A 12,325-nucleotide genomic window follows, 5' to 3' on the forward strand; every position below is an offset into this window, starting at 1 on the left:
TCCGCCCGTTACTTAGATTGACAGTGTTACGGATGTGACTGATGATGTTGATGTTGCATCGAGACCACGGCGGAAAGGGCGATCGTGCTGACCCGACGCGCGGGCTTGCGCCGGCTGGTTTCCGGCTGCACCGCCGCGGTCGCGTGGGTCGCCCTGGCGTGCACGGGACTGCCGGTCGCGCACGCCGCTGACGGCCGCGATCTGCTGGCGAACGCCATCAACACCACCAAGGGTTCCTACCTGGTCTATAACTTCGGCCCCGGCCATCCCGCGCCGATGCTCAACGCCGGCGGCAGTTGGTATGAGATGAACAACGGCGGCCACCTGATGATCATCAAGAACGCGGCGGGACGGCTCTCGCCCCACCTGCTGGTCGACACCCATCAGGGCGATCAGGCCCGCTGCGAGAACAATCCCGGGGCCCGCACCGGAGAGGGGCTCTGGCAGGCATCGGAACTCTATGCGCCACTGCAGGCGTGGCAGCGGATGGGTCAACCGACGATCGCGATCAACGCGAACTTCTTCGACGTGCGCGGGCAGAAGGCCGGCTCGTGGCGCCAGACCGGCTGCAGCTCACCGCTGGGCGCCTTCGTGGACAACACCCACGGGCAGGGCCGGGCCAACCAGGCCGTCACCGGCACCCTCGCCTACCCCGGCAAGCAGGGCCTGTCCGGCGGTGGCGAAAACTGGAGCGCCCTGACGACGATGATCCTGCCGTCCGGCGGTGCGCCGTACGTGGTGTGGCCCAAAACCAAGAGCGACTACGATTCCGCGACTCCGGTGGTCCAGGATCTGCTGAACAAGAACGAGCGGTTCGTGGCGGTATCCGGCATCGGGCTGTTGGCGCCCGGCGAGACCGGGCAGCTGCGCGACGGCGGACCGAGCGCCGCGCGAACGGCTTTGGCGTACTCGCGGCAGAAGGACGAGATGTACGTCTTCGAGGGCGGCAGCTACACGCCGGACAACATGCAAGACCTGTTCCGCGGGCTGGGCAGCGACAACGCCGTGCTGCTCGACGGGGGCGGGTCGTCGGCCATCGTGTTGCGCCGCGACACCGGCGGCATGTGGGCCGGTGCGGGCTCGCCGCGGGGCTCCTGCGACACCCGGCAGGTGCTCTGCGATTCGCACGAGCGGGCGCTGCCCAGCTGGCTGGCCTTCAACTAGCCCGGCCGAAGCGGAATATCAAGAGGCTGGCCGCCACCACCGCCGCCGTGACGGCGAACACCGGCGCGACGACGAATCGTGACATCGTCGCCCCCAGGAACGCACCGGCACACATCGTCAACACGACGCCGAGACGCAACGTTTGCCGATCGCCCGTGCCGCCGGCCAGGCGGCTGTCCAGACCGAGGCTGACGATCGTCGACGTCAGCACCGTGGTGGACAGTTCCTGGATGCCGAACTGGCGGGCGCTCGAGTGCTGCAGACCGAACGTGACCGCGAGGATGCCGATCATGATCAGCTTGGTGTTGTCGTGATATCGCAGGATCCCGGTGCCGGCCAGGATCGCCAGGACCAGCAAAAGGGTTATCTCCATTGACAATACGGTGGTGATCCATTGCCGCGTCCGGTCGGCGAAAAGCCGGGAAATCCGGCCGCTGAGGATCGTGGTGCACACGAAGGTGGGCAGCGCCACCACGACCGCCGTCAGGTCGATGCTCGTCCTGGGCGCCAGCCAAAAACCCAGGAAGATAACGTTTCCCGTCATGTTGGCGACGAACACGTGGCCGAGCACCAGGATACTGATCGAGTCCGCCAGGCCGGTGGCGAAGGTCAACAGCAACAACGCCGCGACGGTCGATCGCTCCGACACCGGCGAGGTAACGGCCATGGGTCGTAGCAGACCGCGTTAGACGTGCGGCGTCAAATCCAGCGACGTGATCGTGGTCATCCTGGTCACCAGCCAGCGGCTCTTCACGCGCTTCAGGAACAGCCGGTAGGACAGGTACTTCAGCGACGGCACGTTCTTGGTCAGCGGGCTGGTGGACGTGGTGTTGGTGTACACGATGACAGCCGCATTGGCGTCGTCGATCGTCTCGACCGCCGCGCCGGTGACATCGGTGTGGTTGGTGATCTTGGCCTGCTTGTTGGGGGCCACGATGGCGTCGACGAACTTACGGTACTGCGCCTCGAAATCCCCACTGAGGTAGCGAGACGCGCGGTCGGCGAGGGTGTCCATGTTCTCCGGCGTGTACGTCCACAGGGTGGTGATCGCGTCGGCCGCCGTTCGCGCCACTTTGAGTTTCGTCGCCGCGGCGGCCCGATCGCTCAGATACGGCTGCACCGCCGCGCCGGCGAAGGCCGCCGACCCGACGAACAGCAAGGCGGCCACGACGACGGTGATGGCCAGCCGCTTACCGGCCAGCCATTTGCGCCGTTTGCGACCGGCGGGCTGCGTCTCGGCCGGCTCGGCTTCGGCGTCGTCGGTCGTGGATTCCGCTGCGGCAGAGGAGTCTTTGTCGGCATCCACCGACTCGGCGCGCTCCTCGGTCGCCGCCTCCTCTGCGGCGGCGCTCCCGTCGGCGGCTAGATCACCTGCTGCAGGTTGCTGATCTTCCACTGGCTTCCTTCCTGCGTGGTGGTCGCCGTCCACCGATTGGCGTTTTCCCAAACTTGTTTACCGTCCGGCGATTTCGAGCTGACCGAGGTGGCCACGATGACGGTGGCGCTGCCGTCGTCGTTCCATCGCTCCACCCCCGCGTCCAGGACGGTGCCGGTGGCCGGTTCGGCCCGGGCCACCTGCAGCAAGATCTCGTTCGCCTTGTCGCGGTACTCCTTGGCGAAGTCGCCGGTCGCCTGGGCGAGTACCCGCATCACGTAGTCGTTGGCATGGAAGGGATCGATGGAGGTGAACTGCGTCATGAAGCCGGTCACGTAGCTGAGCACCTCGCGATTCTTCGACGCGGCGCGCTCTCGGCTTTGATGGTTGATGAGCATCAGGGTGCACACCGTGATCGCGACCGTCATGACGAGCGCGGCGAGGGCGGTGGCCAGCGGCAGACCCCACGGTCGCCCCGGCGGCACCGGGTGCGCGACCAGCAGCGGCTCCTCGCCCGGCTGAAACTTGCGGCGGGGGCTCATTTTCCACTCCCGGGCGGTTTGGGCTTGGTGAGCACCGTGAGATCGTCGACGAGCCAACGGCCGCCGCCGTCTTTGACGAAAGTCACCCGAACGGTGGCGGAGATGTAGCGTTCATCGGGCGCCGCGCCGCGCCGCCCCTGCATGAACATCAGCATTGTCGCCCGATCGGGCGACGCGGACTGGATCGCGTGGTCGGTCACCCAGTACTCGTTGATGACCGGGTTGCCCTTCTGCACCATGTCCTGCTGGTCGGACAGCTGCTTCCGGTATTTGTCGGTCGCCAACGACAGGGCGCGATTGAAATCGTCGTGCAACGATTTCGGGTCGTAGGTCAGCATCTGCGCGACGATCTTCGGGCCCTGCGTGTCGAGCTGTGCCCGCGTTTGGTCGGTGGCCCGATCCCGGGAGAACACCGCCGCATAGCTCATCACCGCACCCGCGAGGCAAAGTCCCGCCGCGCCCAGCACCACCACCGTCGTCCACCGCCGAACGTCGAACGCCGGCTCGGCCGATTCCCGGCGCCGCGCTTCGGTGCGCAGCAGCATGTCGGCGAAGGTGCGGCGCCCCGAATCCCACAGCGGCCAAAGCCATCCCACCACCGATACGGTGTCGAGCAGGTGCGCCAGGTCCCGCAGCAGCAGCCCCCACGGTCCGATGGGTTCGCCGTTGCGCCGCACCACCGCGATGCCGAACAGCGCCCGCCCCACGCTCCAGCCGGTGACTGTCGGCAGCAGCAGCCGGTTCACCAAGACGAGCAGGACGACGACCCCGATGACCGCGATGCACAGCCACCACCACACGCCGCCGGGCGGCACGGTGAAACCGGCCAGCGCCATCGTCGCCACCACCGCGGTACCGGGCAGGACGTCGACGGCGAGCGCGCCGGCGCGAATATGCCAGGGCGCCAACGCCTTCCGCGGGGACTCCTGGACGGCCGTGGCCGGTGGCTTCTCGACCACCACCGTCACTTCGTCACCTGGTCGAGCTTCGCTATCTTGTACTGCCCTTCCGCCTGCGCCATCTTCACGCGCAGCCGGTACCCGGTTTCGTTCTGGGTCTGATCGTTGGCGACCTTGACGCGGACCGCGACGAGCACCTCGACCGAACCATCGGGGTTGTTGCGTTCGACGGCCGCACGCATGTCCGACACCTGGACGTGAACGTTGGCGGCCTGATACGCCTGAACGAGCATGCTGGTGTAGAGCAGCGCTTGGGATCGGAAGGCGTCGGTGCCGCAGTCGATGATCTTCTGCTCACTCGCCGCCATCGCGTTGGTGTCGGGCGCCTGGGTCGCCGAAACGCAATCGACGGCCGCCTTGAGCGCCGCGGCATCGTTGCGGGCTATCACCTGGCTTTCGTGGTGGTAACGCAACGCGAAGTATCCACCGGCGCCGACGCCCGCGGCACAGAGCACGAGCACCGCCGAGATGCCTGCCAACCAGCCGCGGCCCAACCGCGACTCGCGCCGTACGGCTGCCGCCCCGAGCTCGGCTTCGGGTTCCGGCGGCTCCTCGGCGGCGGCCGCGGGACCGGTCTCCTCGGTCGCAGCCTCGGGTTCCGCCGCGGGCGCCTCGTCGGCCGACGGCTCGTCCGCCGTCGCCGCTTCGTCGATCGAGCCCGTCCCGTCGGCGCTGGTCGCTTCGGTGGCGTCCTCGGGTTCGGCCGAATCCTCAATCGTCACGTCGGGATTGGTCTGCTCGGCGGCGATCGCCGGGTCCTGGCTCCTCGGACGCCGCCTGCGCAGACGACGTAACTTCGGCATGGGTGGGGGGTTCAGCCGGCTGGCGCCAGCATCTCCTTCCATCCGTCGTCTCCTGTTCTGGCCGAGTTTTCGACGGAGTATTTAACTCCGTCTGGCCCTACCAGTTGACCGCTTTGGGGACTATAGACCGCCACGGGAGGTCCACCGGGGGTATAGACACACGGGTTGGGCTGCTGGCCGTTGCACTGCACGGTACCCGACCCCGGCCGCGACAAGGGGTCGCTGGTCGGCGGGGGCGTCCCCGACACCCGGTCCGAGGGCGCCGGGTTCAGGCCGGTGTCGATCGACGGCGCCGGGATCACCTGACCCGGTTTCACCGGCTGGTCACAGCGCGCCGCGGGGGCCGGGCAGGTCACGATCTGGTTGGGGTCGCCATACCAGGGGTTGGTCCCGGCCGGGACGTACGGGTGGGGGTCGCGGCATTCCCGGGGGGTAGCCGCCCGCTTGCCCTCGATGTCCGTACACGGGATGTTGCGCGAACCGCGCACGCTGTTGGCCGGGGTGTCCATCGGAATCTTGCAGTAGGTGCCCGACGGCAACGGCTGCAGGCTGGTGTCAGCCGGCGACCGCCACTCCGATGCCGGGATGAAGCCGGTCAGACACGGGGGCGGCTGGTTGATCGACAACGCCAGGTCCAGTGCCGCCATGTTGGGGAACGGCGCGGCCACCGTCTGGGCGATCGACGCGCCCTGAGGCAGGAACACCAGGACCTGTTCCAGGCCGGTGTGGTAACGCTTGAGCAGGTCGAACACCACCTCGAGGTTCGCCAGCGTCTGGGGCAGCGAATCCCGCACGTCGTTGAACACCTCGTTGACCTGATCGGCCGTCGGCGCCGCCTGGCGCAGCACGCTTTTCAGGTGCTGGTCTTCCTGCGCGGACTGCGCGCCCAATTTGTTCAGGTTGCGCGCCCAGCGTTCGATGGCATCGCCCGACTTGACCTGGCTGTCCAGCACCCCGCCCGAGTTTTGAATGATGTCGTTCACGTCGGTGATGTTGGTCTTGAAATCGCCGACGATCGCCTGCGTGGAGTCCACCAGCCGCTGCAGGGCGGGACCCAATCCACCCACGGATTGCGCCGTCTCGTCGAGCAATTGGGCAATCTTGTCCTTGGGCAGCACGGCGAGCCCGCGGTTGGCCGTGTCCAACGCCGGCCCGATCTCGGCGGGCACAGTGCCCTTCGTGATCGTCTGACCGTCCGACAAGAACTTGCCCGGGTTCCCGGCCGATTCCAGATCCAGGTACTGCTCACCGACGGCCGACACCGAGTGCACGTTGGCCGTCGCGTCGGTCGGGATCTTGTAGCGGCTGTCGATGCTCATCGTCGCTTTGGCGCCCCGCTCGGTCGGCTCGACGTCGGTGACCTTGCCGATCGTGATGCCGCGATACGTGACGTTCGCCGTCGGATACAGGCCGCCCGACGCGGGCAGGTCGGCCTTCAGCGTGTATCGGCCGATGCCCACCAGGCTCGGGATCTGCAGGTAGTACACCCCGAGCACGAGCAGCGAGATGACCGTCAGGATTCCGAACGCGATCAACTGGCGTCTGATGAAAGGAGTCAGCAATTCCTGTCCCCCCTTTCCACCAGTGGCCCACCGGGCGCGTCATTCGGGTTCGGCGTGTAGCGGACGTCGGGGATCATCGTCTCGGGGTCACGCCCGAACGACTGCTCGAGCGCCCGCAGTGCCCCCGACAATCCGGTGCCGGTGAGGAACGCGTTGTCGACGGAACTGTAGGTCACGTCGAGCGTCAGCGAAATGTTGATGTAGTCGCCGCGGAAGATCTTCGGCACGGTGTCGATGTCAAACGGCTGCGTCAGGATCAGCTTCAGCGCGCCGATCAGATACGGCGAGCCCTTGCCCAGCTCTTTGAGCGGACACTGCAGCGCCTGCAGGTCGGTGTGTAGCGGCCCGCGGGCTTCCGACAGGTACTGGTCGGCGGCCTGGCTGAGTCGTCCCACCGAGTCGACGGCGTTGATCAGCAGGTTCTTGGTGTCGGCGAAATGCTTGACCAGCGGTGGGATGTCGGTGAGCACCCGATCGAGGACGTCTGCCCGGGCACCCACGTAGGTGAGCAGCCGGTTGGTCGAGTCGATCGCGTGGGTGATGTCATCGCGTTGCTGGTTGACCTGGTCGGTGAAGGTGTCCAGCTTGCCGAGGAACGACCGGATCGCCTCGCCCCGCCCGTTGAAGATGTTGTAGACCTCGTTCTGCAGCACCTCCAGGTTGGGGATGCCACCGCCGCGCAGGATCAGCGAGAGGCTGGCCAGGGTCTGCTCGGTGGTGGGATACGAGGAGGAATTCTTCAGCGGAATGGTGTCGCCGCTCTTGAGCAGTTCTTGCGACGGGTTCGGCGGGGAGGCGAGCTCGACGTGCTGGGAGCCCAGCAGCGAGGTCTGACCGATCTTGGCGATGGCGTTCTTGGGCAGCTTGGTGTTCTTGTCGATACCCAGCGTCAGGGTGGCGATCCAGTTCTTCAACTGGATGGACTTGATCGACCCGACGAAGACGTCGGCGACCATCACCTTGCTGTTGCCGTTGATCGCCAGGGTGTCCGGCACCTGCACGTAGATCGTCATGGCGCCGGAGCCGCTGCCCGGGCCACCCGGAATCGCCACGTTGGAGATCCCGCGCCAGCCGCACGAGCTCAGCACCAGCGCGGCCACCAGCAGGACCATCGCCTGCCAGGCCCGGCGGCGAACCAGACTCATTGCGCGCCTCACTGGAAGTCGGTTCGGCTTGCTCCTCACTGGCCACCCCCGAAGTCAGTCGGCACCGCAGGCCCACCGGCGTTCGGCGCGGGCGCCCCGACGGGCGCCGGCGTCGGGGCCACCGGACCCGGGGCCACGCCCGGTCCGGGCGACGGCGGCTGGATGGGCACCGGCGCGTTCAGGCCGATGGGTGGCACGATCGGGTTCTCGTCGTACGCGTTCGGCGGCCCCGGCGGCGTCTGCAGGTTCGACTGGACGGGCGCGATGTTGGGGCCTCCCATGAGCTCGGCCAGCGAGTCCGGGGTCATCAAACCCGCGGTGATCGGCCCGACCTGCTGGCCTTGCATCCCAGGCGCGACGATCCAGCCGGGCTGGGTGTTGCGGTGCGACGTCGGGGTGTCCGGGACCCAGATGCCGGGCACGGTGGTGTCCTTGTATCCGTTGGGCGGGTGCAGCCGATCTTCCGAGTAGGCGACTTCCTTGGGCAGGGTCTCGGCGGTGCTGAACAGGTTGACGCCGAACGGCAGGTAGTTGAACTTGATCGCATCGAGGATCGGCGCCAGGTACTGCGCGCACAGCTCAGCCGACTCCTGATACCCGAGCCGGCTGCCCGCCTGGATCGAGCTGCAGATGAACTGCATCGGGTTGGCGAAGTTCGTGATCGCCGGGATGGCGACCACCGACCCGTGCGACGGGTGATAGATCTGGTTGATGTTCGCCGCGGCCGTCGGCAGGACGTGCAGCGCGGTCTCCAGCCCGTTCAGCGGGTCCGGCTGCAGGATCGTGTTCGTCACCGTCGCCAGGTTGTTGATGTCGTAGGTCAGCACCTCGCGGTTCTTGTTCAGGAACGGGCGCACGGTGGACAGCAGACCGTCGAACTGCTCGATCGCGTTCGAAAGGTCGTGGTCGTTGTGCGCGAGCCGCGTGGTGAAGTCCGCCAGGTTCTCGTTCAGCGCGACGAACTGCTGGTCGTCCTTGTGCAGCGCGTTGACGAACAGCGCCAGGCTCTTCACCACCGCGAAGAAGTCGCCGCGCCCCTCGTTCAACGCGGTCAACGCCTGCGACAGGTTGCTCAGCGTGGTGTTGAATTCCTTGCCCTTGCCGGCCAGCCCGTTGGCGTAGGACTCGATGACCTCACCGAACGGGCCGGTCGGCTGCTCGGGCGTGGGGCCCAGCTTGGAGATGATGTTCGTGATGCTGTTGCGCAGCTGGTCCCACTCCACCGGGACCTGCGTGCGCTCCTCGGGAATCACGGCGTTGTCGGCCAGCACCGGCCCGCCCTTGTAGGCCGGCTCCAACTGAATGGCCCGCGACGCCACCAGCGTCGGGTTCAGGATCACCGCGTTGGCGTTGGCGGGAACCCGGTACTTGTTCTCGTAGTGGAAGGTGACCTTCATCTTGTCGCCGGCGGGCTCGATCTTGTCGATCGCGCCGACCCGCAACCCCATGATCTGGACCTTGTCCCCGGGGTAGAGCGCGTTGGCCGCCGGGAAGTAGGCCACCACCGTGTTGTTGGTCAGCTTCTCAAAGAGCCGCCAGCCAACGAACCCGACGACCAGGGCCAGCACGATCACCAGCGACCCGAGGATGACGGTCGCCCGGGTCAGCTTCGGTAGTCGGATGTTCCGGATATCAAAGGCGGTGCTCAATTCTGGCTACCTCCCCCGGCAGCGCCGCTGCCGCCCGATCCGCCCGGGTTGATGAAGGGTGCCGGCAGCTGGTTCCCCGGCCCGGGTGGGGCCGCCGGTCCCGGCGGGAACCCGGGCGCGAAGGTCGACGGCGGCGGCGTCGGTCCGGCCGGCGCCAGGTTCTCGGTGCGCGCGCCCGGCGGTGCCTGCGGCGGCAGCGGCACGGGCGTCCCCGGGACGTCCGGGGGCGGGTCGCCCGGCCGCCCGGCGATCGGGATGCCCGGGGTCGGCGGCAGACCGTTCGGGTTCGGCGGCGAGGTCATCACGTCGACCGGAGCCGGGAAGCCCGGGCCGCCGAACGGTCCGATGCCACCACCGGCGCAAGGCAGCGGATTCCACGGCCGCGGCAGGCCCTCGTCGCCGACGGTGACGTTGCCGCCTGGGTTGGCCGGGGTGTAGGAGCATGGCGATCCCGGCGGGACGGCCGGCCCCGGGTGCTCCGGCGTGCCCTCCAGCACCGGGGGTGCCGGAGGCGGTGCCCCGTTGGGGAACCGGGTGCCGTTGGGGTCGGGCCACCGGAATTCGGGCAGGCCGGCGCTGCGCCAGAAGTTCTCCGGGTCGATGCCGCGCTTCTTGAAGGCGGCGTCGACCCACGGCTGGATGATCTGGTACAGCGCGAGGTTGTGCAGAACCACCTTGAAGAACGGTCCCGACGCGATGGCCTCGTTCAGCGACGGCAGGAACTTGCCGACCTCGGTGAGCCCCGCGGCGACGTCGTCCTTGCGCTCCTTCAAGATGTCGCTGACCGTGCGCAGCTGTTCGAGCACGTGGTTGAGGTTCGGATTGTCGTTGATGAAGCCCTTGACCTGTTCGGAGAAGGCGGCGACGTTCGCCAACAACGCATTGATGGCCTGGCCGCGTTCGTTGAAGGCGGCCAGCAGCGTCTTCGTGTTGACCAGCAGGCGATCGATCTGCTCGCTACGGTCGCCGAGGACGCTGGCCACCTGGTTGGCCTGGGCGAGCAGGTGCTTGACCTGCTCGTCGCGCTTGCCGATCGTGTCGGAGAACTTGGCGACGCCGTCGAGCGCCGCGCTCAGATGCGGATAGGTCTGGTCGATGGTCTGCGACAGCACGTGCAGCGATTCCTTGACCGTGTCGATGTTCCAGCCCTGGGCCGCCTTGGTGACATCGAAGAACGCGTCGTAAATCTGGTAGGGCGTCGTGCTCTGACCAATCGGTAACGAGTCGCCGGGCCTCAGTTGCTGATTGCCTCGGGCCTCGACGTCCAGGATCTTCTTCCCGAGGATGGTGTCGGTCTTGATCGCCAGCCGGCTCTCGGTGCCGATGGTCGCGGTGCCGAGATTGAATTTGACCAGGATGTGGTCGCCCTCGATATTGAGCGCCTCGACCTTGCCGACGTCCACGCCGGCGATTCGCACTTTGTCACCGACAGCGATACCCCCGGTATCGGTGAACTGGCCGTAGTAGTGCGGTTTGGCCATCAGCATGGGCACGCTCGTGAAGCTTTGACCGACGCCGATGACGAGCAGCGTCACGATGATGCCCATCAGCCCGATGCGAACCCGGTTTTCCGGTTCAAGTGTTCTCATTGCGGCGTGCACCTACCCGTCGGCTGCTGGAAGAGCCGGACCGTACGGACCGGGCCGCCGGCCTGCAACCCGTTGATCTTGAGCGTGATGTCGCAGGCGTAGAAGTTCACGAAGTCGCCGTAGGAGCCGATGGCGCGCCCGATCATGTTCAACGCCGTGGGCACCTTCTTCAGGAAGTCGTTCAGCTGATCGCGTTGGTCGATGAGCGGCTGCTGGACCGCATCCAGATAGTTGAGGGTGCTGTGCAGCAGCCCGCGGTCCTCGGCGAGCAGGTCGGCGACCGTCCCGGCCGCGTTGCTGATGTGCGCGGTGCCGCCCGCCAGCTGGTCACCGTGGTCCTTCAGTCCGGTGATGAGGACCTCGAGGTTGTTGACCGTCTGGTCGAACTGCTGTCGGTGGCGAACCGTGGTGTCCAGCACGATGTTCAGGTTCTTGATGACCTCGCCGATCGCCTGGTCCCGCTCACCCAGCTGGTTGGTCAGCTGCGCGGTCTGGTCGAGGATGTCGTTGATGGTGCCGCCCTGACCCTGGAACACGGTGATCAGCGACGTCGCGATGGTGTTCACCTTCTGCGGGTCCAGCGCCCGGAACAGCGGTTTGAAACCACCGATCAGGGCGTCCAGGTCGAGCGCCGGCGAGGTCCGCGACATTGGGATGAAACCGCCTGGCGGCAGGACCTTCTCGGCGGCCTCACCCTCGCCGCGCTTGAGCTCCAGGTAGCGGTTACCGATCAGGTCGAGGTACCGGATCTGCGCCGTCGTCGACTGGTACAGCGGCACCGAGCGGTCGATGTTGAATTCCACCCGCGCGCGCTTGCCGCCGTCGACAACCTTCACGGAACTGACCTTGCCGATCTCGACGCCGGAGGCGCGGACGAACTGGCCGGCCCGCAACCCGCTGACGTTGGTGAACTCCGCGGAGTAGCCGTTCGTGCGGTCAAACCGCATCTGCCCGAATACGACGACGATCATCACAGTGAAGACCAGCAGCACGAACGAGAAGATGCTGAGCCTGACGATTGTTCCGGAGATTTTCATGGGTTGATCGTGTTATCCCCTACTTGGCGGCCCCAGACGTACTCGATGGCGTATGGGGATCCGGTGTCGAGGTGGTTGTACGGCGCGAGGCTGTTGCCGCTATCTATCACCAATTCGGGCGCGGGCCACAGGTCGTGGGTGATCTGCTGCCAGCAACCGGGGGCGCCCCCCGGCCCGCCGCGCGCGTTCACCCGCGGCAGGTTTTCCGGGTAGGTGTACGGGTTCGGCGCGCCGCCGACGAGCCCGGCCAGCCCGCCAACCAGGCTGGCGAGCGTGACCACCGCCGAGACCGGGTTGGCCAGCAACCCGAGCCCCGACAGCGCCTCGGTGTGGGCGTTCAGCGAGTAGCCGTTGCCGCCCAGGAACGAGGACGCCTTGGGCTCGATGTCGTGGTAGTTGCGCAGCGTGCAGAACAGCTCCGGACTGTAGGTGTCCAGCAGCTGGGCCGTGGGCACCAGGTCCTGGGCGCCGCGCGCCAGGTACGGGCCGCCCCGGTTGAA

At 66.9% G+C, this 12,325-nt stretch carries 12 protein-coding genes; 1 reads left to right on the forward strand and 11 read right to left on the reverse strand.

The genetic code is table 11. The annotated features are described in order from the left end of the window. The first annotated feature begins 57 nt into the window (after window positions 1-57). Window positions 58-1,164 carry a phosphodiester glycosidase family protein gene (locus A5756_RS10505; RefSeq protein ID WP_156659422.1) on the forward strand — a complete coding sequence of 369 codons (1,107 nt, stop codon included), beginning with the start codon at window positions 58-60 and terminating at the stop codon, window positions 1,162-1,164. On the opposite strand, the gene A5756_RS10510 is transcribed toward A5756_RS10505, so the two are convergent. The 11 genes from A5756_RS10510 to A5756_RS10560 all read right to left on the reverse strand — a co-directional run. Continuing rightward, complete coding sequence (locus A5756_RS10510; protein WP_066951856.1) at window positions 1,157-1,831, reverse strand: YoaK family protein; 675 nt, start codon at window positions 1,829-1,831, stop codon at window positions 1,157-1,159. The genes A5756_RS10505 and A5756_RS10510 overlap by 8 nt on opposite strands. Before the next feature lie 18 nt (window positions 1,832-1,849). Further along, window positions 1,850-2,560, reverse strand: a complete 711-nt coding sequence (locus A5756_RS10515; protein ID WP_066951858.1) for a mammalian cell entry protein — start codon at window positions 2,558-2,560, stop codon at window positions 1,850-1,852. Continuing rightward, entirely contained in the window at window positions 2,527-3,081 is a 555-nt protein-coding gene (locus A5756_RS10520; RefSeq protein WP_066951860.1) for a mammalian cell entry protein, read from the reverse strand. The genes A5756_RS10515 and A5756_RS10520 overlap by 34 nt, the downstream gene beginning before the upstream one ends. Beyond that, entirely contained in the window at window positions 3,078-4,049 is a 972-nt protein-coding gene (locus A5756_RS10525) for an RDD family protein (RefSeq protein WP_066951863.1), read from the reverse strand. Before A5756_RS10525 ends, A5756_RS10520 begins: the two co-directional genes overlap by 4 nt. Next, window positions 4,046-4,885, reverse strand: a complete 840-nt coding sequence (locus tag A5756_RS10530; protein ID WP_066951866.1) for an Mce protein — start codon at window positions 4,883-4,885, stop codon at window positions 4,046-4,048. Before A5756_RS10530 ends, A5756_RS10525 begins: the two co-directional genes overlap by 4 nt. Beyond that, entirely contained in the window at window positions 4,855-6,405 is a 1,551-nt protein-coding gene (locus A5756_RS10535; protein ID WP_066951869.1) for a virulence factor Mce family protein, read from the reverse strand. Before A5756_RS10535 ends, A5756_RS10530 begins: the two co-directional genes overlap by 31 nt. Further along, window positions 6,399-7,550, reverse strand: a complete 1,152-nt coding sequence (locus tag A5756_RS10540; RefSeq protein ID WP_066951872.1) for a virulence factor Mce family protein — start codon at window positions 7,548-7,550, stop codon at window positions 6,399-6,401. Before A5756_RS10540 ends, A5756_RS10535 begins: the two co-directional genes overlap by 7 nt. 35 nt (window positions 7,551-7,585) lie before the next feature. Beyond that, the gene (locus tag A5756_RS10545; protein WP_066951875.1) at window positions 7,586-9,199 is read right to left on the reverse strand and encodes a virulence factor Mce family protein; all 1,614 of its coding nucleotides are present in this window, start codon (window positions 9,197-9,199) and stop codon (window positions 7,586-7,588) included. Next, on the reverse strand, window positions 9,196-10,788 hold the full coding sequence (locus A5756_RS10550) for a virulence factor Mce family protein (protein WP_066951879.1): 1,593 nt from the start codon (window positions 10,786-10,788) through the stop codon (window positions 9,196-9,198). The genes A5756_RS10545 and A5756_RS10550 overlap by 4 nt, the downstream gene beginning before the upstream one ends. Further along, window positions 10,785-11,825, reverse strand: a complete 1,041-nt coding sequence (locus tag A5756_RS10555) for a virulence factor Mce family protein (protein WP_066951882.1) — start codon at window positions 11,823-11,825, stop codon at window positions 10,785-10,787. Before A5756_RS10555 ends, A5756_RS10550 begins: the two co-directional genes overlap by 4 nt. Further along, window positions 11,822-12,325, reverse strand: a 504-nt coding sequence (locus A5756_RS10560) for an MCE family protein (RefSeq protein WP_197505762.1), incomplete at its 5' end; no start/stop codon positions are given. The genes A5756_RS10560 and A5756_RS10555, both read right to left, overlap by 4 nt.

The organism is Mycobacterium sp. 852002-53434_SCH5985345 (assembly GCF_001667155.1).
Lineage (GTDB): Bacteria > Actinomycetota > Actinomycetes > Mycobacteriales > Mycobacteriaceae > Mycobacterium.